Source organism: Streptomyces sp. A0592, assembly GCF_004795115.1.
GTDB classification, from domain to species: domain Bacteria; phylum Actinomycetota; class Actinomycetes; order Streptomycetales; family Streptomycetaceae; genus Streptomyces; species Streptomyces erythrochromogenes.
The window spans coordinates 72,068-96,395 of the sequence record NZ_SSBM01000002.1; the positions used below are offsets into that span (position 1 = coordinate 72,068).

The window sequence follows — 24,328 nt, forward strand, 5'->3', positions numbered from 1 at the left end:
GGCCCGAGGCTCCGGGGGGCCTTGGCGGTGTTCTTGGAACCGCCCTTGGCACCGCCCTTCACACCGAAGCGGCCATGAGCTGACGGGTTCCTCATGCAGGACCTTTCGAAGCAGGGGGAGAAGAAGGAAAGAAGATGGTCAACCGCCCATGGTACCAGCGGGGGGCAGGGCCTCGGGGGCGTCCAGCTCGCCCGAGCGGACCTGGGCGCAATGGGCGCGGACCTCGGCCGCGGCGCGCTCGAAGAAGTCGGCGATGACGGCGGTCTCGTCGGGGGTGTAGTCGGCGAACAGCGTGCCGAGCCGGTCGTAGAACGGCTGGTAGACGGCGAAGACCCGGGCCGCCGCGGCGGGCTCGGCCGCGACGCGCACCCGGCGCCGGTCGGCCGGGTCGGGGCGGCGGCGGGCGTAGCCGGCCTTCTCCAGGCGGTTGAGCACGCCGGTGACGGCGCCCGTGGTGAGGTCCACCAGCTCGGCCAGGTCGCCGGCGGAGAGGGGGTGCTCCCCGGCTCCCAGGATGTGCCCGAGGCAGGTCAGGTCGGTGACGTTCAGCCCGAGCCGCTGCGCCACCTCCTGCTGGCCGACGATGCCCAGGGCGACGAACTGGTCCATGCGCGAAAGCGCCTCCGCGGCCGTGGCCGCGGGGCGGGGCTTGCCCTGCACGCAAATACTCCTTAGTATCTAAGTTACTTAGCTACTGAGATACTTACCTCGCGAAATAAGCATCTCCTTGTCCTGAGCCTACTGCTGCCACTCCGACCAGGGAGAACCATGAGCGCGCACGGTCACGTCGATCTCGGCCACACGGTGGCCGGCTGGACCGGAACCACGTTGGCCCTGCTGGGCTTCGCCGGGGCGGGCGCCGCCGTCTGCGCGGCCTGGCCGCCCGGGATCCTGATGGGCCTCGCTGTCGTCGTCCTGGCCGGGGTCGTCACCTGGCTGCTGCACCTCGCCGGGTGGGGCAAGCCGAGCGGCCCCCGCCCGGAATCCGAATGGGACTGGCGCACCCGCGACACCGCGGCCCACGCCGGGCACGCCGACTGCCTGGGCTGCCGGGCCGGCGGACCCCGCCGGGCCGTCGCGGCCGCCCGTCCCCGCCCGGTGGCGCCGCTGCCGGCCGCCGGGGAGGGCGCGTGAGCCCGTGCGGCGTAGGCCCGGTCCCCCGTATCGCGGACAAGGCGGCCGCAAGTTCGAATGCGCGACGCGCCCCGGTTGGCCGCGTCCGGCGTGTGCTCCGCGGGACTGTTGGGCAGGATCGAGACGGCCGCGTGTGCGGCCCGCAGTGGACCGTTGTGAAGGATCAGCAAGATGGCAACAGGTGTCGTGAAGTGGTTCAACTCGGAGAAGGGGTTCGGCTTCATCCAGCAGGACGACGGCGGTCCTGATGTGTTCGTGCACTTCTCCGCGATCCAGACCACGGGGTTCAAGTCGCTGGAGGAGAACGCGCGAGTCGATTACACCGTCACCCAGGGGCCCAAGGGCCCCCAGGCCGAGAACGTGGTCCCCATCGGGTAGCCGCCACCACGAGCCGCGTGCCGTGAACGAAGCCCCGCCGGTCCGCCGGCGGGGCTTTCGGCGTCCCGGACCCGGCCTCAGGCCGCGGGGGCCCGGTGCAGGGCGAGGAGCAGTTGCCACAGGTGGTCCGCAAGGGTGGTCGGATCCGCCGGGATCTCCTCGTGCAGCCAGTCGGCGAGGACTCCGGTGAAGGCCGCGGCGACCGCCGAGGCGACGAGCTCGGGCCGGGGTGCGCCCACCGCCGCGCGCTCGGCGCGGGCGCGGGCGCGCAGCTCCCGGTGCAGCCGGTCGCCGAGGGGGCCGCCGCCGCCCGGGAGGAGCAGGGTGCGGTAGAGCGGTGCGCGGGCCGCCGCCCCCGCCAGGAACCCGGCCAGTGCTGCCGGGGGCTTCACCGGGGGGAGCGGGGAGGGGCCGGTCTGCCAGGCGTGCAGGGCGTCGACCGCCGCGTGCACGACGTCCGCGCAGGCGTCGACGGCGAGCGCGGTGAGGTCCTCGTAGTGCAGGTAGAAAGTGGCCCGTCCGACGCCGGCCCGGCGGACCACCGCGGAGACGCTGACCTCCGCGAGCGTCCGGTCGGCGCACTCGGCCAGCAGGCTCTCCCGCAGCCGCGCCTTCGTCCGCGCCCTACGCGGATCCTCCGGGCTCATGCGGCCAGCAGTGCCGCACCGAGCGCGAGGGCGCCCGGTACGGCCTGGGCGACGAGGATCCGGCGGTTGGCGGTCGCCGCCCCGAACACGCCGGCCACGATCACGCAGGCCAGGAAGAACACCTGCGTGGCGAGCGAGTCGATGGTCAGCCCCCAGACCAGGCCGGCGGCGAGGAAGCCGTTGTACAGGCCCTGGTTGGCGGCGAGCGGCGCGGTCAGCCGCGCGGTGTCCGCATCGAAGCCGTGCAGCGCCCGGCCGGGCGGGCGCTGCCACAGGAACATCTCCAGGACCAGGAAGTACGCGTGCAGCGCGGCCACGAGGCCGATCAGGATCTGAGCGACCGTCTGCATGGCCGCCTCCACTTCTCTGGGGAAGGAACGGGGGATGGGGACACTTCCTGGACAACTGTACAGGAAATGTGGTGTCCGACCCCCTGGCTACCCTGGCCGCATGCTCCTGTACGAGGACTTCGGCACCGAGCGCCACCGTGAGAGCTCCCTCGTCCGGCACGCCCTCGGCAGCACCCACGACGAGGCGCTCGTCGCGGGCCTCGCCGGCGGCATCGGCTTCATGTACTTCGTCTTCGAGTACACCGGCCGCCCGCCCCAGCTCACGATCGTCGCCCAGGCCCACCCCGATCCCTGGATCCGCTCCGCCCTCGACCGGCTCCGCGTCCCCTACGACGTGGCCCACAGCGCCCGTCCGCACTGGGGCCGGGTGCACGCGGCCCTCGACGCCGGGCGCCCGGTGTTCTGTACCGTCGACCGGTCCGGGCTCCCGTGGCACGGCCCCGGCGACGAGATGGCGGGAGCCGATCCGTACACCGTCGTCCTCGCGGGGTACGAAGGCGACACCCTGTACGTCGAGGACGAGGCCCGGACCCCGTACCGGATCCCCGAGGAGGAGTTCGGAGCCGCCTGGTCCGGGCACCGCAAGGGCCGCCACGAGATGATCGTGCCCACTGGACCGGCCACCGGGGACCCCGACGTCGCGGGGGCCCTCGCCGCCACGGCCGCACGTCTCACCGGACCCGTGCTCGGCAACCGGTTCGACGTCAACTTCGGCTTCTCCGGCATGGAGAAGCTGGCCGCGCACCTGCGCGACACCCGTACCAGAACGGGCTGGCAGCGCCGCTTCGCCGCCCCGGAGGCCTTCCTCGCAGGAACCCGCCGGCTGTACGCCTGCCTGGAGCGGGAGTGGACCGCACCCGGAGCCACCCGGCCGCTCTACGCCGACTTCCTCGACCTGGTCGGACGGCCCGCGGCGGCCGCCCTCTTCCGGGAGTCGGCCGGGCACTGGTCCCGGCTCGCGGAACTGGCCCGCACCGCCGGACCGGACCCGGACGCCGGGGCCCGGCGCACTCTCTTCGACGAGTTCGCCACCCTCGTGGAGCACTCGCTGGACCTGGAACGCCGGGCCGTCGCCCTCCTGTGAGCCGGGCCGTGGCATCCGGGTCCGCGGTCAGAGATGGGCGTCCAGGAACGCCCGGAGCTCCGCGAGGCCCATCGGGCCCGCCTGGCTCGCGACCGCCTCGCCCTCCGCGACGAGGACGACGGTCGGCGCGCCGGTCACCCCGTACCGCTTCGTCGGCCCCGGGCAGCGCGTCATGTCGGTGCGGACGGCCGTCAGCCGCGTCCCGTACTCCCGCACCACCTCGGCGACGACGGCGTCCATCGCGCGGCAGGCCTCCACCGCCTTGGGCCAGGTGCCGCAGAAATAGGCCAGGACGGGCCCCTTCGCCATCGACAGGACGAAGTCGAACTCCTCGTCCTCCTGTGGCCGGTGCACCCCATGTGCCATGCGTGTCGCTCCTCGCTCGCGCGCCCCTCCGCCGGGGGCGCGGCACCCATCATCGCCGCCGGCCCGGCGGGCGGCCGCCGGGCCGTTGTCAGTGCCGCCTGTGAAGCTGATCGACATGGACGACAGGATGCTCCGGCGCCGGGTCTACGGCGCCGACCACGAGGACCCCGACCCCGGCCCGCGCCCCGGCCACGTCTACGGCGAACTGGTCGGCGGCCCGCTCGACGGCCTCCTCCTGGACATCACGGGCTGGAGCGCGCCCCAGCTCGACGAGGAGGCCCGCCTCCCCACCGAGATAGGACGCTACGGGGCGGGCGGCCGCGCCCACTACCGCCGCCGCGCGGGCGATCCGGGCCACTGGGACTGGACCGGCGACAGTCGCTGACCTGCTCCCGCGGGTGTCCGGCGGAGTCTTCCGGTGGCCGCCGCGAAAAATTCCTCGAAGTATTTCCGGAGAGCTGTCGATCCGGGCGCCTCCCGTTCGACGCAAGGGTGAGAGGCGGGGAACGGCCCCGCCACCGCGACCGAGGAGTCACCATGCCGCGCTTCCTGACGATGATCCGCATCAACGAGCAGGACCTTCCCCCCAACGAGTTCCCGCCGGAGTTCGAGCAGCGCATGGGCGCCCTGCTGGAGGAGATCACCAAGGCCGGCGTCATGCTCGACACCGCGGGACTGCTCCCCACCTCCGAGGCCACCCGCCTCAGCTGGTCCGGAGGGAAGATCAGCTACACCGACGGCCCCTTCACCGAGACCAAGGAGGTCGTCGGCGGCTACTCCCTCAGCCAGTGCAAGGACAAGGCCGAGGCGATCGAGTGGACCCGGCGGTTCCTGGAGATCCACCCGGCGGAATGGAACGTCAGCGCCGAGGTCAGGGAGATCCAGGAGATGTGATCCCGGAGATCCGGGAGAAGTGATCCGGGAGTGGTGATCCGGGAGTGGTGATCCCGCCCGCTCGCGCCGCGTTTGCCCTGCCTCGTCACGGCTGCTCTGATGGGTGGCCGTGACGGCAGTGGATACGGCCCGGGCGGTCGAAGCGGTGTTCAGGATCGAGTCGGCGCGGATCATCGCCGGAGTCACCCGCATCGTGCGGGACGTCGGCATCGCCGAGGAGATCGCGCAGGACGCCCTCGTCACCGCCCTGGAGCAATGGCCGGAGTCGGGTGTCCCGGACCGACCGGGCGCCTGGCTCATGGCGACCGCCAAGCACCGCGCGATCGACCTGGTCCGCCGCAAGGAGACGTACGCGCGCAAGCTCGCCGAGGTCGGCCGCACCCTGGAGGACGAGCCGCCGCCCGCCGAACCGGCCGAACCCGACGACATCGACGACGACCTGCTGCGCCTGATCTTCACCGCCTGCCACCCCGTCCTCGCCACCGAGGCCCGCATCGCGCTGACCTTGCGCCTGATCGGCGGACTGACGACCCAGGAGATCGCCCGCGCCTTCCTCACCTCCGAGAGCACCGTCGCCCAGCGCATCGTGCGCGCCAAGCGGACCCTGGCCAAGGCCGCGGTGCCCTTCGAAGTCCCGTACGGGACCGACCGCGACGCACGGCTGTCGTCGGTCCTCGAAGTCATCTACCTGGTCTTCAACGAGGGCTACTCGGCCACCTCCGGCGACGACCTCGTCCGGCCCGCCCTCTGCGAGGACGCCCTGCGACTGGCCCGCGTCCTCGCGGCCCTCATGCCCGAGGAGGGAGAGGTACACGGCCTCGCCGCACTGCTGGAGTTCCAGGCCTCCCGCATCGCCACCCGCACCGGCCCCGACGGCGAACCGGTGCTGCTCGCCGACCAGAACCGGGCCAGGTGGAACCGCCTGCTCATCGCCAGGGGCGCCCGTGCGATGAGCCACGCCGGCAGCGGCCCTTACTCCCTCCAGGCCGCGATCGCCGGGTGCCACGCGGCCGCCGTCCGCTACGAGGACACGAACTGGGCCAGGATCGCCGCCCTCTACGGACGGCTGGTCCGGCTGACCCCCTCACCGGTCGTGGAACTCAACCGGGCGGTGGCGGTCTCCATGGCCGACGGACCGGCGGCCGCCCTGCCGCTCGTCGACGCCCTGGCCCGCGAACCGGCCCTGAGCGCCTACCACTTGCTGCCGAGCGTACGGGGCGACCTGCTGGAGCGCCTCGGCCGACCGGGCGAGGCCCGGGCCGAGTTCGAACGCGCGGCCTCACTCACCCGCAACGCGCAGGAACGCACCCTGCTCCTGCGGCGCGCGGCCCGCCTCTGATCCGCGCTCCCGAGCCCCGGATCAGCCGCGGCGCGCGAACGCGGCCACGTCCAGCGGGGTCGTCCGTACCGGACGGCGCTGCGGGGTCAGGGCGACGGGGCGGCGGAAACCACCGCTGCGGGCGACCTCCTGGACCGTCAGGCGCAGCGCCTCCTGGAAGTCGCGCATGGTCCGGCGGGCTGCCGGGGTGTCGACGTAGATGGAGTTCATGTGCAGGCCGTCCGTGTCCCGCTGGAACCACGAGCAGGCCCCGTTGGCGCGCGCCGACCACACGTGGGTGGTCGGCCGCCAGTCGTCGTGGCGCTCGGCGCCCGGGCACTTGCGCATGTCGATGTACGAGAAGAAGTTCACCGGGTACGGCCAGGAGCGGGCGGCGAACTCCTCGGGCGCCAGCAACTCCCAGGCCCGCACGAACGGAACGTCGAGATGGGTCATCATCTCCCCGAACCCGGCCCGGACGGAGGCCATCACCTGGGCGAAGTCCCGGCCGGGCGAGGCGTCGAACTCGATCGGCAGCGTGTTGACGAACCAGCCCACCGAGTTCGTCCAGGTGCTCCGGCCGCGCTCGCTGACCGGCATGAAGCCCCGGTAGACACCCGGACCGCCGGCCTCGCGCAGACACACGGCCACCGAGCCGAGCACGCCCATGAACGGCTTCCCGCCGACCGCCAGGCAGGTCTTCTCGAAGACCTCCGCCTCACCGGCGTCCAGCAGCATCGACGCCTCGTTGACGATGGGGTACATCCGTCCCGGCTCCACGCCGAGATCGAGGGGGAAGCGCGGGAAGAACTCGCCCGCCGGCCCCATGAACGCCTTCCAGTAGTCCAGACGGCCGTCGCCGGCGTCGATGGACAGGTACCGGCGGCGCTGCTCCTCGGCGAAGTCGAGATAGCTGGGCGCGGGCGGCAGTTCGGCGCTCTCGCCGCGGCACAGGCCCTCGTAGGCAGTCAGCACCTCGCGGGCCACGATGGGCATCGACATGCCGTCGCAGACGATGTGGTCGAAGGCCAGGTAGACGGTCGCCGAGTCCTCGCGGACCACCGCGCCCATGATGAACAGCGGCCAGGACAGCGTGTCGATGCTCCGCTTGAACCGCTCCACGAGGAAGTCGCTCAGCACACCGGCGTCCTCGAAGGTGCCCACGAGCTCGGGGTCGAGGATGAGGGTGGCGGGAGCGAAGGGCTCGCAGGCCACCTCGCCGGCCAGCCGCCGGAACGCGCAGCGCAGGACCTCGTGCCGCTGGACGAAGGAGAGCAGGGACTGGGCCAGGGCCTGTTCGTCCAGCGGGCCGGTCACCTCGAAGGTGACCGCGACCCAGGACGCGACGGGGTCGTCGGCGGCCCGGCTCTCCTCCGCGACGGTGAAGTGCTTGTCCTGGTTGAAAGACGCTTTCCGGCTCGCCGCGTCACCCGGCCCGTGGGCCTGCGCCGCGGTGGACCTGAGCCGCCACTCGACCACCCTGCCGGGTGCCACGTGGTGCATCTCCAGAGGAAACTGCCGCATACCGCCATCCCTTCGCCCCCGAGTCAACCCCCAGGCCCTAACGACCCCCGGCCCGGGGAGGTGACGGAATCACTCCTGCGGGGCGGGCGGCGGCCCGGCGGAGCCCTTCCGCCTGCGGAGGGCGGCCTCGAAGAGGGTCCACCCGTCGATCTCCATGCCGGACGGGCCGTCGGGACGCCACCCGCGCTCCCGGGCCTCCTCCATCAGGGCCCGGACGGCGCCCGGTTCGTGCAGGTACAGGGAGTCGGTCGTGGTGAGCGACACCTCCCCGGAGACCATCGGGTAGCCGCTCGGGACGAGTCTGCCGGGGCCCTCGCGGAAGACGATGCGCAGGGCTCCCCGTGCCCCTGTCAGGTGGACCGTGAGCGACTCGCTGCAGTCGCGGCCGGAGCCGCCCGATCGGCTGTGGGAGTGGCGTACCGACCGCGTGTAGGTGTGCCCGTCCACGACCAGACGCCGGGCCTTGTTCGGACTGCGGGGCATCAGCGGCTCCTTCCTGGGGCTCCGGGTGCCGGGGAGCAGCCTACGAAGCCCCGGACGCCGGCCGCATCCGCACTTCCTCCCTGCCCGGTGGCCTATTCGGTGTGCAGGGCCGCCGCGATGGTCATCCGAGCCGCCGCCCGGGCCGGAACCAGCGCACCCACGACGGCGATCGCGACCCCTGCGAGCAGCAGGCCGGACAACTGCGGCGCGTCCCATACGTCCTTCATCGACTCCGGGAAGGAGACCACCCCGACGTTGTCCACGACCAGCCGGTGCGCCAGCATCCCGAGCGGGATGCCCAGCAGCCCGCCGACCGCGCCGACCCCCGCCACCGAGGTCACGGTCATCGCCACCACCTGCCGTGGTGTCATCCCGATGGACTTGAGCATCCCGAGGTCCCGGCGGCGCTCCCGGGTGCCCAGGAGGACGGTGTTGAACACACCGAGCGACGCGACGGCACTCAGCAGGACCGTGAACACCGTGGAGAAGGCGACGACAGTGGTGGTGGCGCTGTTCCCCGCATCCGAGACCGAGGCGCGCAGCCCCGGGCCGACGGCTTCCGCCGCCGCGGCGTACGTCCGGGCGTCGGCTCCGGGAGCCAGCCGCACCTCGTACTCGACCGGGCGGGCGTCCGGTGCCAGCGGCAGAAGGGTCTCCCAGGAAGCCTCCAGGCCACGGGCGTTGCCCTCGATGAGCTCCCCCACGACGGTGGCGGAGGTCTGTCTGCCGCCCAGCGCCAGGGCGACCCGGTCCCCGAGCCGCAGTCCGTTCTGCGTCAGGAAGGCCGGCCCGGCCACGAACTCGCCGGCCGCCTCCGGCATCCGTCCCGCGACGATCCGACCGGCGGACGAGGCGTCGTCCCCGCGGTAGAAGTCGGCGAAGGCCGGCCGGCTCTGCCCCACGACGGTCACCTGGGCCAGTGCCCGGGCCCGTACCCCCGCCGTGCCGGGCAGCGACCGCAGCCGCTCCTCGATCTGGGCGTCGCCCGGCAGGGGAGCGGCCCGGCCTTCGGCGGGCTCCCCGGCTTCCACCCTGACCAGCGCGCCGCCGCGTCCGGCCTCGCTGTACGCGAGCATGGTGCTGGTCAGTCCGGTCGCCAGGGTCACCGTGGTCACGCCGAGGACGACGGCCGCCAGGGTCAGCAGCGTGCGGCTCGGGCGGGCGAACGGCTGACCGAGGCCCATGCTGACCGCGCGGGGCAGCCGGCTGCCGCCGAGGACGCGCTGGACGCGCAGACCGCGGCCGGTCAGCGGGGCGCTGCCCGCGCTGATCGCCCGGGCAGCCGGCAGCCGGTGCGCGCGCAGCGCGGGAACCAGCGCGGTCAGCAGGACGAGTGCGGGCATTCCCAGCAGGCAGACCACCGACACCCAGGAGGAGACGCCGCCTACGGCGGCCCGGCCGGTCTCGATGCCGGAGAACGCGATCCCCAGGATGGGCTCGGCCAGCGCGTTGCCGAGCAGGGTGCCCGCCACGGAGCCGAAGAGGGCCGGCACGGCCATCATCGTCAGGTAGACGGCGACCACCTGGTTCGGGGTGAAGCCCAGGGCCTTGAGCACACCGATGTGCCGGTACCCGGAGACGACCGCCCCGCTGACGACGTTCCCGACGATCAGGGCGGACACCAGCAGGCCGAGGATGCCGAAGAGCGTCATGAAGGGGAGGTAGGCGTCCGCCAGCGACGAGAAGGCCTTCCTCAGATCGAGGTGGGTGTGCGCACTGGTCAGCGCCCCCTCGGGCAGCCCTGCGGTGGCCCGGCCGAAAGCGGCGTTCAGCCGTGCCTCCGTCGAGGAGTCGGTGAAGCGGTACAGCATCTGGGCGGTGGCCGGACGCAGCGCGGTCATCTGCTCGGGGGAGACCCAGGCGTCCGCCGACCTGCCCATGCCCGCGGCGAATCCGACGACCGTCAACGGCGCCGATCCGGGGACCTCCAGCACGGTTCCGAGCAGCTCGTTCCCGGGTGTGCCCGCCGACGGCCAGGCGACGACGATCTCGCCGGGCGCGGTCGCCCAGCGGCCCTCCAGGACCTGGACCCGGTCGACGGGGCCGCCCGGGTCGGCCCGTCCCACCACCGTCAAGGAGCCGCCGGGCATCCAGAGCCAGTCCTTGGGCACGTCCAGGACCCGCTGCCCGAACGGCCCCGCCGCAGCGGTCACACCGGGCCGCCGGGCTGTCTGCGCCAGCTGCTCCGGGGTGGCCTTCGCGGTGTCGAACGCCGCCACGGTGTGCGGGCCGCGCTGGGCGGCGTACGCCTTGTCGAAGGGGCTGGTGGCAACGTCGAGCAGCCCCAGGGCCAGCAGGACGGCCGTGGTCGAGCAGAGCACGACCAGCCCGATGACGAAGGTCTGGAGCCTGCGGCGCTTCACGGCCGCGCGGGAGGCCCGCCACACGGCGCTCACGCGGTCGCCTCCAGCCGGCTCTGCCGTGCGACGCGGCCGTCGGCGACCTCCACCAGGCGGCTGGCGCAGCGGGTGGCCAGCTCCGGGTCGTGCGTGACGACCAGCAGTGTCTGGCCGATCTGGTTGAGGTCGATCAGCAGGTCCATCACCTGCTCGCCGGCGCGGCTGTCGAGGGCCCCTGTCGGTTCGTCCGCGAGCAGCAGTGCCGGACGGTTCATCAGGGCGCGCGCCACGGCGATCCGTTGGCGTTCGCCGCCGCTCAGCGTCGCCGGGTAGTTGTTCCGGCGGTCGGCCACGCCGAGCTCGTCGAGGAGCTCCAGAGCCCGGCGGCGCGCCTGCCGCGCCGGGATGCCGGTCAACTGGGCGGCCAGCGCCACGTTGTCCAGGGCGGGCAGGTCGTCGATGAGGTTGAAGAACTGGAAGACCATGCCGATGTGCCGGCGCCGGAACAGCGCCAGCCCCGTCTCGTTGAGCCCGCCCAGGTCATGCCCCTGCACCTCGACGGTGCCCGAGGTCGGCCGGTCCAGCCCGGCCACCATGTTGAGCAGGGTGGACTTGCCGCAGCCGGAGGGGCCCATCACGGCCACGGCGTCACCCGCCCGGATCTCCAGGGAGAGGCCGTCGAGGGCCTTCGCGTCGCCGTACTCCTTGTGCACGTCGTCCAGTCGTACGACGACCTGCCGTGCGCTGTCGTGATCGGTTGTCATGGCCCCGAACCTAAGTCGGGGGCCGGGGGCGGGGCGTCAGCCCCCGGATGTAAAGGCCGGCGCAGGTCATCCCGGGGATGTATGCGCCGTCCGGCACAATGGCATCAGGGCTCGCGGGGTGGGGAGTTGAGGGTGGGGCAGATCATCGCCACGGTTGTCGCCTGCGTCGCGGCGGCAGGGTGCGGCGTACTCGGCGCGGCGCTGCTGCGCGCCCGGCGCAGCCACCGGGCGGCGATCGAGGAGCGCGGCTGGCTGCTGGAACGGGAGCGGGAGAGCGCCGCCCGCAGTGCGGTCGACGCCGAACGGGCCAGGATCGCTGCCGAACTCCACGACATCGTCAGCCACAACGTCAGCCTGATGGTGGTCCAGGCGGGAGCCGCCCGCGAGGTGCTCACCAGCCTGCCCCAGGAGGCCGCTGCGGCCATGGGCGAGGTGGAACGCGCCGGGCGGAACACCATGACCGAACTGCGGCACCTGCTGGGGCTGCTCGCCCCCGCGCAGGACGGCGCGGACGCCCCGTACGAGGAACGGCTCGCCGCGGCCACCCGGCTGGCCCCGCAGCCGAGCCTGACCCGGCTCAGCGCGCTCATCGACCGATTCGCCTTCGCGGGCCTGCCGGTGGAGGTACGCGTGTCCGGCGACCCGCGCCCGCTGCCGGCCGGGATCGACGTCACGGCGTACCGGATCGTCCAAGAGGCGCTCACGAACGCGCTCAAACACGGAGAGGGAGGCAGGACACAGGTGACGGTGCGGTACGCGGCACACGCACTGCGCGTGGAGGTGCTGAGCGGCGGAACGAGCGTCCTCCCGGGAGGTGCGCCCGAACCCCGCCCGCACACCCCGGGCGGCAGCGCGCCGAAGGCCGAGGGAACCGGGCGGGGCCTGCTCGGCCTGCGCGAACGGGTCGCAGTCTACGGCGGAGACCTCGACGCCCGCCGCCGCCTCGGCGGCGGCTACCGGGTGCGCGCCCGCCTCCCCCTGGACCGGCCGTGACCGCGCCCGCAGCCCCGGCCGCCCCCGCGGCCGACGGGCCGGCGCCCCGCGTGGTGATCGCCGATGACCAGGATCTGGTGCGCACCGGCTTCCGGCTGATCCTGACCGCCCGCGGGATCGACGTGGTCGGCGTCGCCGCCGATGGCGCGGAAGCCGTCGCCCAAGTGCGCCGGCTGCTCCCCGACGTAGTCCTCCTCGACATCCGCATGCCCGTCATGGACGGCCTGGAGGCGGCCCGGCGCATTCTCGCCGAGGCCCCCCACTGCCGGGTGATCATGCTGACCACCTTCGACCTCGACGAGTACGTGTACGCCGCCCTCGCCGCCGGGGCGAGCGGCTTCCTGCTCAAGGACGTCACCCCCGAGCACCTCGCCGCCGCGGTGCGTCTGGTCGGCACCGGCGACGCGCTGCTCGCCCCGTCGATCACCCGCCGGCTGGTGGAGCGCTGCGCCCCCGGCGCGGCGGACCGCGACCGCGTGACCACGGCCGGCACCCACCGCGAGCTGGCCGCCCTGACGCCGCGCGAACGCGAGGTACTGACGCTGATGGGCCACGGCCGCTCCAACTCCGAACTGGCGGCGGAGCTGACGCTCAGCGAAGCGACGGTGAAGACCCATGTGGCCCGCATCTTCGCGAAGTTGTCGCTCCGCGACCGGGCCCAGGCCGTCGTCCTGGCCTACGAGTGCGGCCTGGTGACACCCGGTTCGATGGGCTGACGGGCCGTCACGTGATGTGCTGCGCCATCACGGCGGGCGGCAGTGAGGGGTTGCCGGCCGCGGCCTCCACCACGTCCGGGTCCGGATCGTCGAGCAGCCCGACGACGACCGCCGCAGGGAGCGCCGGATGGGCGGCGGCGCTCACCCGCGACCTCCCGCCGGCCAGGCAGGGCAGCAGCGCCTCGGCGGTCGCGTGCGGGTGCGAGGCGATCTCCCGCAACGCCCGTCGTGCCGGCGGATCGTGGCGGGCCACCTCCGCCAGCAGGTCGCCGGGCGCCTCCGGGTTGGCGGCGACCCGTGCGAGGACCTGTTGGCCGTGCAGTGCGACCATGGCCCGCAGTCGCTCCGGCGACAGCCCCGGGTGCGGGGCCACGGCCTTGGCCACCGAGGCGTCGGGATCGGCGGCGAGCCGGTCGCGCAGCTCCGGCGGCAGATCGTGCCGGTGCGCCACGAGCATCCGTACGCGCGCGTTCGCCGACGCGGCCCCCTGCGCCAGCTCCTCCGGGGTGGCGGCGGAGATCCGCGGCAGTGGCTCCTGGCCCAGGCGGGTCGTGGGGGTCAGCCGCTCCAGCACGTCGAACGGCACCCGGGGATGGTGCGCCACGGCCCGTCGTACCTCGACATCGTGGTCGGCGGCCAGCACGCGGCTCACCTCCGGGCCGCTCCCCGGGTTCCGCGCGACCGAAGCCCGTATCCGGGAGTCGGGATCACCGGCGAGGCGGGTGTAGACCTCCGCCGGGAGACCGGGGTGCTCGGCGACGGCCCACCGCAGCAGCACGGAGGGATGGTCCGCGAAGGCCGCCACGGCCTCCGGGGGAGTGGCCGGGTTGGCCAGGGCCCGCCCCCAGGTGCCGTGGACGGTCGAGCCGTGAGTCCCGTCGCATGCGGCGCCGGCCGGCAGGACGCAGTCGGCGTCCGGGCAGTGGGGGTCGTGGAGGAAAGGGATCTCGCGGCCGTCGCACACCAGGCAGGAGTGGGCGGGCGGCAGACCGTCTCCGCTGAGGAGAGCGGCCAGCGCGGCGGGCGGCGCGGCCTCGTTGCACGCCACCGCCTGCCGGACCTCGGCGTGCGGATGCCGCGCGAGGCGGGCCGCGACCGCGGAGGACGTCGTCCACAGCGCGAGCTCGGCGGCCACTTCGTGGTCCGGGTCGGCGGCCAGGGCGTCCTCGACGTCCGCGGGCAGCCCGGGGCAGGAGGCGAGCTGCCACCGCAGCGACGGGTCGGGGTCGACAGCGAACCGGCGGGCCCACTCCGGCAGGCCGCGGCCCTCGTCGAGGAGGGCGAGGGCCGCGAGCGGCCACACGTCCGGGTCGACGTCGGCGGCGCCCAGGTGCCCGCCGCGGGCGAGCCGTGCCGGGGTGTCCTCGTCGAGCGCGGCCAGGGCCGCCACCTGCGCGGGGCCGAGGTCGGCGCGCTCGGACAGGTGCCAGACCAGCACGTCGGCGAGGAAGCCGGTGGGGTCGGAGAGGTCGGACGGCCGGGGCGCCGCCGCGGCCAGGGCGATCAGCCGGTCGACCAGCTCGGGCGGGAGAGCGGGATTGGCGGCGAGGCCGCACAGGAGGGGGTTCAGCGACGGGCTCCGATCGGTGTGACGGAGGCGGAGGCGGTGGTGGTGGCGGTGGCCGCGGCCGTGAGGGCATCGGCCAGCGCCTCGGCGCAGGGGTCCGCGCGGCGCCGGCGCGGCAGCACCAGCCCGATGTGCCGGGCGGGACGCGGAGGTTCGACCAGGACCGCGACCGCCTCCGGGACGCCGGCCAGAGCGACCTGCGGGACGAGGGAGACCCCGACCCCCGCCGCGACCAGTGTCTGGGCGAAGAAGTAGTCGGTGGTGGAAGCGGCCACGCGCAGCTCGAAACCGGCGAGCTCCGCATGGCGGCGCAGGAACGCCTCCGTCTTGAGGCAGCCCAGCACCCACCGGTCGCCGGACAGCTCGCCGAGGTCCACGGAGGGCCGGCCGGCCAGGCGGTGACCCCGCGGCAGCACCAGCCACAGCGGGTCCTGCATCAGGGGCCGCCAGTCGAGGCCCGGCCGCCCGCCAGGACGCGGACCCACCGGCGGCGGTCCGTCGAAGTGGTAGGCGAGTGCGAGATCCGCCGCACCGCCGCGCACCATCGGCACGGCGTCCTCCGGTTCGCTCTCCAGCACCGTCAGTTCCACCTCCGGGTGCGCTTCCACGAAGTGGGAAAGCGCCGCCGGCAGCAGATGGCGGCCCCCGCTGGTGAAGGTGGCGACGGTCAGCCGCGGCCGATCCTGCGCCAGCCGGTCGATCGCCCGGCGCACCTGGTCCAGTTCCGCGGAGATCGTCTCTGCCGCCTCCACCAGCAGCCGTCCCGGCTCGGTGAGCGTGACACCGCGCGTGCTGCGCACCGCCACCGGGTGGCCGAGGGTGCGCTCCAGCGCCGCGATGTGCTGGGAGACGGCCGACGGGGTCAGCAGCAGTGCCCCGGCCGCCTTGTTGAAGCTGCCGTGCTCGGCCACCGCCCGCAGGACGCGCAACCGCTGCACATCGATCATCAGTTTTCCTTACGACCCGTTCAGCGGCCGGTCGGTTCCGCTGGGGACGATACAACGCGAGAGTCGGACGCATGAAGCGGATTCTTGTCATCGGCGGCAGCCGGTACTTCGGGAAGTCACTGATCACGCGGCTGCGCGACGCGGGGAGCACGGTCACGGTCCTCAACAGGGGCTCCAGCGCCCCGCCTCCCGGCGTCGGCCGCCTCCTCGCCGACCGCGACGACGAGGCCGGGCTACGGGCGGCGCTGGACCGGCGGGACTTCGACGTGGTCGTCGACCAGGTCTGCTACACACCGCTCCAGGCCGCCGTCGCCCGCCGGGTGTTCGCCGGCAGGACCGGGCGCTACGTGATGACCTCGACGATGGAGGTCTACGACCCGGCCACCCTCCCCGCCGACTGGGCGCCGCACACCGTACCCGTCGCCGAGGAGTCCCTGGACCCCGGGCGCCCACCGCGTCCGCGCGGCGACGATCCGGGCAGCCCCTCGCGGGCCGGCGCCGCCCATGCCTACGCGGAGGGCAAGCGGCGCGCCGAGGCCGTCTTCCTGCGCGAGCCGCCCTTCCCGTACGTCAGCGTGCGGACCGCGCACGTCCTCGGCGGCGGCCGGGCGGAGTTCACCGGGCGCCTCGCGCACTACGTGGAGCGGATCGGTGCCGGGATCCCGGTCGACGTCCACGAAGCCCCGTACGGCACCTCGTTCATCCACCACCTGGAGATGGCCGACTTCCTCCGGTGGACGGCGGGCCAGACCTTCACCGGGCCCGTCAACGCCGCCTCGCACGGCTCCCCGGACGTCCTCGAGCTCTGCATGACGGTCGCGGAACAGCTCGGACGGCGGCCCCGCCACCGGGTCGTCGAAGCGGGTGCCGACGCCTCGCCCTTCTCCTTCGACCGCGCCTACGCCATGGACAACGGCCGGGCCGCGGCCCTGGGCTTCACCTTCGGCCGGGTCGCCGACTGGCTGCCCGGCGCGGTCGCCGAAACCGCGCGCGCCACCGCCTGACGGGGCCGGCCGCCACTGCCTGACGGGGGCGGCCGCCGCCCCGTCGCGGACCCGCGGCGGACCCGTCGCCGACCTGCCGCGTCAGGACATCGGCAGGCCGAGGATCTCCAGGATGCCCTCGGCGTACGCGGCCGTCCCGGAGCCCGGGACGGCGGCCAGCTCCTGCCGGAAACCGTCCACACCGGTGCGGATGAAGGCGGCGCACTGCCCGTGCAGTCCCGCCTCGTGCGTGCCGCCGTCGTCCACCGTGCACAGCAGGGCCAGCAGAGTCCACAGCAGCGCCTCGCGGGTCGCCCGCCGGGGCGGACGCGCCGACCACACCGCCATCAGCACGGCGCACACCGCCGGGGCGGGGGGTTTCAGGTGCTGGGCGAAGAAGACGTGCCCCTCCAGCGCGTGGAACGCGGCAGGATGCCCCTCGGCGGCGTCGCGCACGGCGTCCACCAGATGGCCCGCGGACCGGCCGCAGCCGCACGCGATGCGCTCCCAGTCGTGCCGGGCGATCTCCGCCAGCACGGAGTCCGGAACCATCGGGCTGCGCGGTAGCGCGTTCTGGCGCCGCAGAGCGTGCGGCTGCTTCTCACTCCCCCTCATGCGCCACAGTATGAGCCAGGCCGGATCCTGCGGCGACAGGGGGCGGAACCGGATCACCCGGTCGGCCGTCCCAGACCCCGTGTGGATGAAACGAAGGATCCTGATTCTGCTGTTCGCCCTGTTCGCGACGCAGGTGGGCGCGCTGGTCAACCCCGCCTGGGCCTGCGGCTGCGGGGCCATGATCCCCGACGGCCAGTCCCGGATCGGCGTCGACCGGGAGACCTCCGTCGTGCGCTGGGACGGACGCACGGAACAGATCGTGATGCGCTTCACCGTCGGCGGCAACGCACAGCGGGCCGCCTGGATCATGCCGGTGCCGGGCCGCGCCACGGTGGAACTGGGCGACGGGGACATGTTCGACGAACTACGCGAACTGACCCGGCCCGAGCGCAGGACCCGCAGCTACTTCTGGCCGCGCGACGGCGACTGGCCCTTCTCCCGCAACAAGGGCGACGGCGCGGGCGCCCCGGCGCCGGGCGCCGCACCGCCCGTGGGCGTGGTCGGCCGCGAGCAGCTCGGCGACTTCGACGTGGCCCGGCTCACCGCCACCGACCCCGACGCCCTGAAGAACTGGCTGGAGAGCAACGGCTTTCAGCTCCCCGACCGCCTCGCCACCGAGGTCAAGCCGTACGTCGACCAGCACTGGGAGTACGTGGCGATACGCCTCGCCCCGCGCGACGCCGGACAGGGCAAGGTGCTCCGGGGCGACCTGGACCCGCTGAAGATCCGCTTCGACAGCGACCGGCTGGTCTACCCGATGCGGCTCTCCCGCATGGCGAAGACGCCGCAGTCACTCGGCCTGTACGTACTGGCGGACCACCGCATGGAGCCTGCCACGAGGATCGGCGGCTCCGCGCCCAAGGTCACCTTCGCGGGCACCATCGAGCCGGAGGGCGGCCCGCTCGCGGCCCTCGCCGACGGAAAGCCGGTGTTCCTGACGGCGATCGAGCAGGAGTTCCCGGAACCGGGCCGCATCGACGCCGACCACGAACTGCGCGCGACGCCGAAGGACACCCCGTACCGCCGGGCCGTCTACCGCGACGAGCTGCTCACGGTGGGGGACGGCATCCCGGTCTGGCTCCTGACGGTCACGGCGGCCGCCGCGGCGCTCTCGGCCGCCGCCTACGCACGCACCCGGCACCGCCGAAACCGCCGCCTCTCCGGGCTCACGGCCTAAGGGTCTCGCGGACCCGGCCGCGGGCCGGGAGGCTGCGCCGTACGGATGGACTCGGGCCGTACAGCGGCGGGTACGGGCTCTCGCCGGGCGAAGCGTCCTACCTTCGCACTGCTCTTCCTCCACCCCTCCACGAAAGGCAGTACTCGTGCGTTCGATCCGTTGCGCCCTGACCGCTCTCGCCGCCGGCGGCATCATCCTGGCGGGCGCGTCCGCGGCCTCCGCCGACGACACCTTCACCATCTACGCCCCGGTCAGCAACACCTACTCGATCGTCTTCGGCGACCTGAGCCAGGTCGCGGGCGACGACGTCTTCAACGCCGGCCGCGACAACACGGTCGGCTCCCACAACGGCGCGGCGCCGGCCGGTGACATCGGCATGGCGGCCCTGCCGGGGACCCAGATCCTGAGCAACGAGGCCATGATGCAGGGTGCCGGCCAGTGGACGGGCAACATCCTCGGCAAGTGAGTCACGGCTCCTCCGCGCCCTCACCGGGGCGGAGGAGCCTCACGCCGGCCTGACGCCGCCTCAGTCGCATGAGGACCGCGGCCTGCGCCCGGCCCAGCGCCTCGGTGTACGGGACAGGCGGCTCCTTCCTCAGGTTCGCGCCGCCCCGGACCACGCCGGGCAGCCAGGTCTCCACGCTGTCGTCGAGCGAGAGCCGTCCCTCGCCCTCCAACTGCAGGAGCACCGTCGCCACGAACGACTGGGTGCTGCCGGCGATCCGGAACCGATGGTCCGGCCGGGCCCGCTCACCGGTCGCGGTGTCCGCGAGCCCCGCCGCCGTCCGCGACTCCCGCGCCCCGCGCCGGGCGTACGCCACCGCCCCGGGGAATCCGTCGGACCGTCCGCTCCAACGCGGCCACCAGGCCGGCGGGCGGCGCCCCCGACCCGAGGGGTCTTCGCCGGCTCAGAGGGCCCTGGGCGGCTCTGCACGCCAGAACGCGCACTGGTGGTCGGCATCGAAGGACGTGGTCGTCCGCGTCGCCGACGGATGCAGGCTGAGGACGGTACCGGTACCCACCGTCGGCCACCCGGCCTGGCCCGGTACGACGGGCGCGCCGAAGCGCGCGAACGCACCCCAGTAGCGCTTCATCCGGTTCCCGAGTGCGACCTGGACCGGGGTCAGCGGGCGCTCGCCCATGGTGAAGTCGTGCAGGTAGGCCAGCTCCGCACTGTGCGCGTTCGACTGGTCCAGACCCGGCACCTGCGCGCCCGCAAGCGTGGGTGAGCGCGGATCGTCGAACTCGTAGACGAACGTCGGTACCTGCGTGGCGAAGAGCTGTGCGGTCCACGAGGTGTGACAGGCGAAGGTCGAGTCCGTCATCAGCGCCGAGAGCGCAAGGTACGGCGAGCCGTGTTCCGCGACGGGATAGCGGGCCAGCACCTCCGGTCCCGCGGCCCCGTAGCCGGCGAGCACCTGCGCCGCGTACTCCTCGGCCGTCAGCCGCGGCTGCGTCAGCGCGACGAAGAAGCGGGCCTCGGAGCGGGTGCTTCCGATCATGACCGGCACCTTGTTCCACGCCCCGCTCCCGATCGCCCGCGCGGGGGTGACGGGCAGCAGCCCGTCACCGGACGCCGGGCCCGGAGTGGGCAGCGTACGGGCCGCCTCGATCAGGGCGGTGCCGGACGCGGCGCGCAGGCACGCGGCCACCTCCGCCGGGACGGAGCACCCCGCTCTGGCAGCGAAGGACAGCGCGTGGGCCTGCGCGTCCGTGCTCTCCGGAGTGGCCAGCAGGGTGCACGGACCGCTCTGCAGTACGGCCCGGTGGAAGAGGCCGGCGGCCGGCGGGGCGGCCAGCAGTGCGCAGACGGAGCCGCTGCCCGCGGACTGCCCGGTGATCGTGACGCTTCCCGGATCACCGCCGAAGGCGCCGATGTTCTGCCGGGTCCAGCGCAGGGCCTCCAGCTGGTCCATCAGCCCGAAGGACCCCGACCGCAGGGCGTTCTCGCGGCCCAGTTCGGGCAGCGCCAGATAACCGAGCTGACCGAGGCGGTAGTTGATGCTCACCACCACGCTCCCGGTGAGCTCGGCCATGGTGTGCCCGCCGAACTGGGTTCCCGTTCCCTGGCTGTACGCGCCCCCGTGCATCCAGAGGACCACCGGCAGGCGTGCCCCGGGCCGGGCGGCCCGGGGCCGGTACACGTCCAGGTACAGGCAGTCCTCGCTGACGGCCTGCGGGTCGCCCAGTCCGAACGGCGAGAACTGCAGGCAGGCCGGGGACTGCCGGGCGGCCTCCCGCACCCCCTGCCAGCGGGCCGGCGGCCGGGGCGCCCGCAGCCGCTGCGTACCGACCGGGGGAGCGGCATAGGGGACGCCGAGGAACTCCTGGGCGCCGTCCCGTGCCTGGCCGCGCAGCACGCCCTGCGCGACGGCCACCACCGGACGCGGTGGCCCGCCGGGTGCCGCCGCGCCGGGTGCCGCCGCGGCGGATGGCACCGCAGTGAGCAGGGCAGCCAGAGCCAGGGCCGTACCGAGCAGGGATCTCACCGACGACAGCCGCGACGGCTGTTTCCCGGGTCTTATCATCCGTCCTCCAGCGATCTCGCATGGTCGTTACGGGGTTCCGCAGGGGCAGGGGGCGGAGCCGCAGGTCGCTCCGCCCCCTGCCGGTTCCGGGGGTGTTACGGGCGCAGGCCCGCGACGAGGGCGGAGGTGATGACCTGGTCGGCCGGACCGGTGTTCCAGTCGCCGTTCATCGGGCTGACGGCGATCCGGCCGGCGCTCACGGCCTCGACGTCGCCGCCCCGGGCCGCGGGTCGCAGGGCCACCTTCACGGCCATCTTCCAGGTGCCGTCTCCCGCGTCGGTGAAGTCCGGCTCCAGGACCGTCTGCGGATCCTGGAAGGTCGTGGAGACGCCGGCGGCCTTGCCCTTGCCGTCCGTACCGACGACCGGGTGGTTGACGTTCAGACCGACGCCCTTCGGCAGCAGCGGCCCGGACCGGGCGCGCGACCGCAGCCGGTCGATCAGCTTGACCGCGAAGTCGAGCGTCGGTCCCATCGCGTTGACCGTGGTCACGGGGTCGGGAACGGAGAGGCCGCCCGTGCTCAGCGCGATGGCCGGCACGCCGTGTTCGAGCGCGGCGACCGCGCCGCCGACCGTGCCGGAGTGGGTGGCGAGCCCGCCGACGTTCGGGCCGAAGTTGGTGCCGGAGACGACCAGGTCGGGCGCCTTCCCGGCGAAGACCTCGGCGAGCCCGAAGGCGACGGAGTCGCCCGGGGTGCCGTCGACGGCCCAGACCTTCGGCTCGGGGTGCTTGACCGTGACCGAGGGCGCGTTCATCACCTTCGTGCCGGTGCCGCTCTGGTTGGTGAGCGGGGCGACGATCGTGACGTCGTGTCCGGCGGCCGTCAGGCGCTCGAAGGCCTTGCGGATACCCGGGGCGTCGTAGCCGTCGTCGTTGGTGAGCAGGATCCGCAACGGGCCGCCGGAGGCGGGAGCCGGAGCGGGCGCGGTCTGCGGCGCGGCGGCCGCGGGCGCCGTGCCGGCCAGGGCCGGCGCGCACAGCAGCAGGGCGGCCAGCGGCAGAACTCGCTTGCGTCTCACGGGGGCTCCTTCAGAGGGGTGGGAGGAGAGGAAGAGGGTGCGGTTGAGGGTGAGAGGTGAGGGTGACCGGCGGGCGCGCGACCCTCGGCACGCGCCCGCCGGAGTACTCGACCGGGCGGGACCGATGCGGATCGGTCCGCCCGGGCCGGCCGGACGGGGCCCGGCAGGTCCGACAGGGTTCGGCAGGTCCGACGGGGTGGCCCGACAGGGTCCGTGCCGGGCTTTGCCCGGCCGGGGGCGGGTCAGCGCACGCTGCGGATCGGGAGGATCGCCAGCGCGCCGATCAGGGAGAGCGCTCCGCCGACCAGGAAGAGCGGTGTGTAGCCGCCCAGGGCGGTGACCACGGCCGAGGCGACGAAGGGGGCGATGATCTGCGGTCCCGCGTTGGCGATGTTGAGGACGCCCATGTCGCGGGCCGCGTCCTCGGCGCGGGGGAGGACCAGGGTGACCAGCGCGGTGTCCACGGCCATGAAGCAGCCGAAGGCGAGTCCGTTCAGCGCGCTGAAGACGAGCATGCCGGTCCAGGTCGGGCTGACGACGGGAACCACCATGACGAGGCCGGCGAGGGCGGCCGACACCCCCACGAACACCTTGCGGCGGTTCCAGCGGTCGGACAGCAGACCGCCCAGCACGGTGGAGACGGCCATGGCGACCATCGACACGGGGGTGAGGATCGCCATCGCGGCGGGCGGGGTGAGGCCCTCGGGGAGCGCGATGTGGTCGCCGAGGATGTAGAGCTGGTAGCCGACGACCGAGAAGTAGCCCAGGACCATCAGGGCCCGTCCGATGAAGGCCCATCGGAAGTCGTGACTGGCCAAGGACGAGAGGAACGCGGCCAGTTGGGCCCGGAAGGGCACGGGCGGCTTGTCCGCCGCCGGCCCGGAGCGCGGTACGTCGCGGAAGAAGCCGGTGAGCAGCAGCGCGGCCACGGCGACGATCGCGCCGAAGACGAGGTAGCCGGTGCGCAAGTGCTCGGCGGTCTGGGAGGCGACCAGCACGCCGACGGTGCCGCCGATCGGCAGACCCAGTCCCACCAGGGCGGACGCGGTGCCGCGCCGGGCCGCGGGAACCCGGTCGGGCACGATCGCGGTGACCGCGGCCTGGTAGATGTTCATGGTGGCCTGGACCAGACACCAGCCGGTGCCGACGAGCAGCGCGGTGGTCATGCTGCCGAGGAAGGCAAGGCCGGCGAGCGACGCGAGGGCGCCGCCGAGGATCCAGGGGTTGCGGCGGCCGCTGCGGTCGGAGAGGGCTCCGGCGATCGGATTGAAGGCGGTCGCGAAGATCGAGCTGATCCCGCCGATCAGGCCCAGGACGGCGACCTTGTCATCGGGTGCGATCGCGGCGATCTGGGTGGGCAGGAGGACGGATCCGACACCCATGTAGACCGCCATCATGGCGGAGTTGGCGACGAGCAGGAGGAGCATCAGCCCGCGGTGGCGGGCGGGCTCGGGGGCTGGAGGGACGGGTGGATCGACTACTTCGTGCGTGGCCATGACGACTCCTCGGGGGACGGAGCGGGGAGGTGGCGATGTGTGGGGGGAGAGGGCGCCGCGCGGGGCGGGCGGGGCCGGGAACGGTTGTCACCGGGGGTGGGGTGCCGAATGCGTTCCGGGGAGATGGCGGTGTTGTTACACGTGTCACCAAGTGCGCTGGAGACTGTGTAGCACCCATTTCCGGCCCTCGCCAGGCCCTGAGATGGGTTGTTGTGCGGATCGTGATGGGTCGCCGCGGGCGGTGGTGGGCGCCGTGCCTTGACGTGTAACTGCCGCTGCACCACCTCTGGGCAGGGGTGATGTATCGAGAAACCCTCTTGCACTTGTGGCGGCCGTCACGCATCGGCAATACTCCGTGCCGCGCCGCCACAACCGGTCCCGGTGTGGTGGCAGCGCCCGCTGTTCGGAGCGTCCGGTGCGGCTCCACGCCGTTCCGCTGCGCTCGGCAGGGCGGGCGTGCTCGGCAGGGCGGTGGGGGCGTGGCCGCCGACCGGGTGCGTCCGCTCCGTTGCCCATCGATCCACCCCGCTCCTGCTCCGCCGTCCCGCCCACCCGGCGGGTCGGCCTGTCCGGCCCGGTCCGAGCCGGGACGTCCCCGCCCGGGCCCGAGCGCCGTGGGCGGGCCGCCCTGCCGGGGTTGCCTGTGCCGGACGGCCTGCCGGTCCACCCGGCCGGGCCTTCTCGGCCCGGTCCCGGCGCGGCCTGCTTGATTCGGGTCGGCCTGCCGGTTCGACCTGGTCGGCCCGGCTGCCGCCCGGTTCTGCCTGCCGGGCCTGCCCGGCCCGGTTCCGGCACGGCTTGCCTCGGCCTGCCCGGGCTGGACAGCCCGGTCGGGCTGCCTGGCCCGACTGCCCCTCCGGCCGGTCTACCGGGCCGTCCGACCCGACCTGGCCGAGCGGCCCGGTCCGGCCGACCTGACCGACCGGCTGGCCTGACCGACCGGCCCGGTCCAGCGGGCCTGCCCGGCCGGCTCGACCTGCCCGGCCGACCCGGTCCAGCGGACCTG

Annotated in this window: 25 protein-coding genes and 1 pseudogene; 11 read left to right on the forward strand and 15 right to left on the reverse strand. The window is 73.7% G+C overall.

The features are described 5' to 3' along the window. Positions 1-138: 138 nt before the first annotated feature. The gene (locus E6U81_RS03450) at positions 139-660 is read right to left on the reverse strand and encodes a MarR family transcriptional regulator (protein ID WP_136228577.1); all 522 of its coding nucleotides are present in this window, start codon (positions 658-660) and stop codon (positions 139-141) included. Between the two features lie 108 nt (positions 661-768). Between E6U81_RS03450 and E6U81_RS03455 the strand changes: the two genes are divergently transcribed. Together E6U81_RS03455 and E6U81_RS03460 are read left to right on the forward strand one after the other, a co-directional pair. Continuing rightward, positions 769-1,134, forward strand: coding sequence for an HGxxPAAW family protein (locus tag E6U81_RS03455; protein WP_136228578.1), 366 nt, complete (start codon positions 769-771; stop codon positions 1,132-1,134). 171 nt (positions 1,135-1,305) lie between these two features. After that, positions 1,306-1,512, forward strand: coding sequence for a cold-shock protein (locus tag E6U81_RS03460; RefSeq protein ID WP_030032248.1), 207 nt, complete (start codon positions 1,306-1,308; stop codon positions 1,510-1,512). Positions 1,513-1,589: 77 nt separating this feature from the next. On the opposite strand, the gene E6U81_RS03465 is transcribed toward E6U81_RS03460, so the two are convergent. Together E6U81_RS03465 and E6U81_RS03470 are read right to left on the reverse strand one after the other, a co-directional pair. Then, positions 1,590-2,159 carry a TetR-like C-terminal domain-containing protein gene (locus E6U81_RS03465; protein WP_136228579.1) on the reverse strand — a complete coding sequence of 190 codons (570 nt, stop codon included), beginning with the start codon at positions 2,157-2,159 and terminating at the stop codon, positions 1,590-1,592. Beyond that, positions 2,156-2,509 (reverse strand): DUF1304 domain-containing protein, encoded by a 354-nt coding sequence (locus E6U81_RS03470; protein WP_136228580.1) that lies wholly within the window; start codon positions 2,507-2,509, stop codon positions 2,156-2,158. Before E6U81_RS03470 ends, E6U81_RS03465 begins: the two co-directional genes overlap by 4 nt. A gap of 100 nt (positions 2,510-2,609) precedes the next feature. Between E6U81_RS03470 and E6U81_RS03475 the strand changes: the two genes are divergently transcribed. Then, on the forward strand, positions 2,610-3,593 hold the full coding sequence (locus E6U81_RS03475) for a BtrH N-terminal domain-containing protein (protein WP_168714536.1): 984 nt from the start codon (positions 2,610-2,612) through the stop codon (positions 3,591-3,593). Positions 3,594-3,620: 27 nt separating this feature from the next. On the opposite strand, the gene E6U81_RS03480 is transcribed toward E6U81_RS03475, so the two are convergent. Next, complete coding sequence (locus tag E6U81_RS03480; protein WP_136228582.1) at positions 3,621-3,959, reverse strand: thioredoxin domain-containing protein; 339 nt, start codon at positions 3,957-3,959, stop codon at positions 3,621-3,623. A gap of 115 nt (positions 3,960-4,074) precedes the next feature. Between E6U81_RS03480 and E6U81_RS03485 the strand changes: the two genes are divergently transcribed. From E6U81_RS03485 to E6U81_RS03495, 3 genes are all read left to right on the forward strand, one after another. Then, positions 4,075-4,344, forward strand: coding sequence for a hypothetical protein (locus E6U81_RS03485; protein WP_136228583.1), 270 nt, complete (start codon positions 4,075-4,077; stop codon positions 4,342-4,344). Between the two features lie 152 nt (positions 4,345-4,496). Beyond that, a complete protein-coding gene (locus E6U81_RS03490) occupies positions 4,497-4,853 on the forward strand; it encodes a YciI family protein (protein WP_030654218.1) in 357 nt (118 codons plus the stop codon). Positions 4,854-4,971: 118 nt separating this feature from the next. Next, complete coding sequence (locus E6U81_RS03495; protein ID WP_136228905.1) at positions 4,972-6,192, forward strand: RNA polymerase sigma factor; 1,221 nt, start codon at positions 4,972-4,974, stop codon at positions 6,190-6,192. Positions 6,193-6,213: 21 nt separating this feature from the next. On the opposite strand, the gene E6U81_RS03500 is transcribed toward E6U81_RS03495, so the two are convergent. The 4 genes from E6U81_RS03500 to E6U81_RS03515 form a co-directional block, all read right to left on the reverse strand. Continuing rightward, positions 6,214-7,695, reverse strand: coding sequence for a condensation domain-containing protein (locus tag E6U81_RS03500; RefSeq protein WP_136228584.1), 1,482 nt, complete (start codon positions 7,693-7,695; stop codon positions 6,214-6,216). A gap of 69 nt (positions 7,696-7,764) precedes the next feature. Further along, complete coding sequence (locus tag E6U81_RS03505) at positions 7,765-8,178, reverse strand: hypothetical protein (protein WP_136228585.1); 414 nt, start codon at positions 8,176-8,178, stop codon at positions 7,765-7,767. A gap of 92 nt (positions 8,179-8,270) precedes the next feature. Beyond that, on the reverse strand, positions 8,271-10,574 hold the full coding sequence (locus tag E6U81_RS03510) for an ABC transporter permease (RefSeq protein ID WP_136228586.1): 2,304 nt from the start codon (positions 10,572-10,574) through the stop codon (positions 8,271-8,273). Further along, the gene (locus tag E6U81_RS03515) at positions 10,571-11,281 is read right to left on the reverse strand and encodes an ABC transporter ATP-binding protein (protein ID WP_136228587.1); all 711 of its coding nucleotides are present in this window, start codon (positions 11,279-11,281) and stop codon (positions 10,571-10,573) included. Before E6U81_RS03515 ends, E6U81_RS03510 begins: the two co-directional genes overlap by 4 nt. A gap of 132 nt (positions 11,282-11,413) precedes the next feature. Between E6U81_RS03515 and E6U81_RS03520 the strand changes: the two genes are divergently transcribed. Both E6U81_RS03520 and E6U81_RS03525 read left to right on the forward strand, forming a co-directional pair. Further along, complete coding sequence (locus tag E6U81_RS03520) at positions 11,414-12,274, forward strand: histidine kinase (RefSeq protein WP_240803606.1); 861 nt, start codon at positions 11,414-11,416, stop codon at positions 12,272-12,274. Beyond that, a complete protein-coding gene (locus E6U81_RS03525; RefSeq protein ID WP_136228589.1) occupies positions 12,271-12,990 on the forward strand; it encodes a response regulator transcription factor in 720 nt (239 codons plus the stop codon). The genes E6U81_RS03520 and E6U81_RS03525 overlap by 4 nt, the downstream gene beginning before the upstream one ends. A gap of 7 nt (positions 12,991-12,997) precedes the next feature. Here E6U81_RS03525 and E6U81_RS03530 read toward each other — a convergent pair whose 3' ends face one another. Then, a complete protein-coding gene (locus tag E6U81_RS03530) occupies positions 12,998-14,560 on the reverse strand; it encodes a hypothetical protein (RefSeq protein ID WP_136228906.1) in 1,563 nt (520 codons plus the stop codon). Then, positions 14,557-15,504, reverse strand: coding sequence for a LysR family transcriptional regulator (locus E6U81_RS03535; RefSeq protein WP_136228590.1), 948 nt, complete (start codon positions 15,502-15,504; stop codon positions 14,557-14,559). Before E6U81_RS03535 ends, E6U81_RS03530 begins: the two co-directional genes overlap by 4 nt. Before the next feature lie 71 nt (positions 15,505-15,575). Between E6U81_RS03535 and E6U81_RS03540 the strand changes: the two genes are divergently transcribed. Further along, positions 15,576-16,508 carry an NAD-dependent epimerase/dehydratase family protein gene (locus E6U81_RS03540; protein ID WP_136228591.1) on the forward strand — a complete coding sequence of 311 codons (933 nt, stop codon included), beginning with the start codon at positions 15,576-15,578 and terminating at the stop codon, positions 16,506-16,508. A gap of 81 nt (positions 16,509-16,589) precedes the next feature. On the opposite strand, the gene E6U81_RS03545 is transcribed toward E6U81_RS03540, so the two are convergent. Further along, positions 16,590-17,102: a hypothetical protein gene (locus tag E6U81_RS03545; protein WP_136228592.1), complete on the reverse strand. Its 513-nt coding sequence runs from the start codon at positions 17,100-17,102 to the stop codon at positions 16,590-16,592. A gap of 85 nt (positions 17,103-17,187) precedes the next feature. Between E6U81_RS03545 and E6U81_RS03550 the strand changes: the two genes are divergently transcribed. Both E6U81_RS03550 and E6U81_RS03555 read left to right on the forward strand, forming a co-directional pair. Continuing rightward, positions 17,188-18,279, forward strand: a complete 1,092-nt coding sequence (locus E6U81_RS03550) for a DUF2330 domain-containing protein (RefSeq protein WP_136228593.1) — start codon at positions 17,188-17,190, stop codon at positions 18,277-18,279. A gap of 145 nt (positions 18,280-18,424) precedes the next feature. Next, on the forward strand, positions 18,425-18,745 hold the full coding sequence (locus E6U81_RS03555) for a hypothetical protein (RefSeq protein ID WP_136228594.1): 321 nt from the start codon (positions 18,425-18,427) through the stop codon (positions 18,743-18,745). A gap of 142 nt (positions 18,746-18,887) precedes the next feature. On the opposite strand, the pseudogene E6U81_RS40790 reads toward E6U81_RS03555, so the two are convergent. The 4 genes and pseudogenes from E6U81_RS40790 to E6U81_RS03575 form a co-directional block, all read right to left on the reverse strand. Further along, a pseudogene (locus E6U81_RS40790) lies at positions 18,888-19,061 on the reverse strand (serine hydrolase domain-containing protein); the annotation flags it as partial. 126 nt (positions 19,062-19,187) lie between these two features. Next, positions 19,188-20,657 (reverse strand): carboxylesterase family protein, encoded by a 1,470-nt coding sequence (locus tag E6U81_RS03565; RefSeq protein ID WP_168714537.1) that lies wholly within the window; start codon positions 20,655-20,657, stop codon positions 19,188-19,190. 245 nt (positions 20,658-20,902) lie between these two features. After that, positions 20,903-21,826, reverse strand: coding sequence for a 5'/3'-nucleotidase SurE (surE, locus tag E6U81_RS03570; RefSeq protein WP_136228596.1), 924 nt, complete (start codon positions 21,824-21,826; stop codon positions 20,903-20,905). A gap of 242 nt (positions 21,827-22,068) precedes the next feature. Beyond that, positions 22,069-23,322 carry an MFS transporter gene (locus E6U81_RS03575; protein WP_136228597.1) on the reverse strand — a complete coding sequence of 418 codons (1,254 nt, stop codon included), beginning with the start codon at positions 23,320-23,322 and terminating at the stop codon, positions 22,069-22,071. Positions 23,323-24,328 lie beyond the last annotated feature (1,006 nt).

Coding starts and splice junctions, on each gene's coding strand:
- E6U81_RS03455 (WP_136228578.1), top strand. CDS start 769: ATGAGCGCGCACGGTCACGTCGATCTCGGCCACACGGTGGCCGGCTGG.
- E6U81_RS03535 (WP_136228590.1), bottom strand. CDS start 15,504: ATGATCGATGTGCAGCGGTTGCGCGTCCTGCGGGCGGTGGCCGAGCAC.
- E6U81_RS03500 (WP_136228584.1), bottom strand. CDS start 7,695: ATGCGGCAGTTTCCTCTGGAGATGCACCACGTGGCACCCGGCAGGGTG.
- E6U81_RS03490 (WP_030654218.1), top strand. CDS start 4,497: ATGCCGCGCTTCCTGACGATGATCCGCATCAACGAGCAGGACCTTCCC.
- E6U81_RS03540 (WP_136228591.1), top strand. CDS start 15,576: ATGAAGCGGATTCTTGTCATCGGCGGCAGCCGGTACTTCGGGAAGTCA.
- E6U81_RS03470 (WP_136228580.1), bottom strand. CDS start 2,509: ATGCAGACGGTCGCTCAGATCCTGATCGGCCTCGTGGCCGCGCTGCAC.
- E6U81_RS03475 (WP_168714536.1), top strand. CDS start 2,610: ATGCTCCTGTACGAGGACTTCGGCACCGAGCGCCACCGTGAGAGCTCC.
- E6U81_RS03485 (WP_136228583.1), top strand. CDS start 4,075: ATGGACGACAGGATGCTCCGGCGCCGGGTCTACGGCGCCGACCACGAG.
- E6U81_RS03575 (WP_136228597.1), bottom strand. CDS start 23,322: ATGGCCACGCACGAAGTAGTCGATCCACCCGTCCCTCCAGCCCCCGAG.
- E6U81_RS03465 (WP_136228579.1), bottom strand. CDS start 2,159: ATGAGCCCGGAGGATCCGCGTAGGGCGCGGACGAAGGCGCGGCTGCGG.
- E6U81_RS03480 (WP_136228582.1), bottom strand. CDS start 3,959: ATGGCACATGGGGTGCACCGGCCACAGGAGGACGAGGAGTTCGACTTC.
- E6U81_RS03460 (WP_030032248.1), top strand. CDS start 1,306: ATGGCAACAGGTGTCGTGAAGTGGTTCAACTCGGAGAAGGGGTTCGGC.
- E6U81_RS03550 (WP_136228593.1), top strand. CDS start 17,188: ATGAAACGAAGGATCCTGATTCTGCTGTTCGCCCTGTTCGCGACGCAG.
- E6U81_RS03505 (WP_136228585.1), bottom strand. CDS start 8,178: ATGCCCCGCAGTCCGAACAAGGCCCGGCGTCTGGTCGTGGACGGGCAC.
- E6U81_RS03515 (WP_136228587.1), bottom strand. CDS start 11,281: ATGACAACCGATCACGACAGCGCACGGCAGGTCGTCGTACGACTGGAC.
- E6U81_RS03545 (WP_136228592.1), bottom strand. CDS start 17,102: ATGAGGGGGAGTGAGAAGCAGCCGCACGCTCTGCGGCGCCAGAACGCG.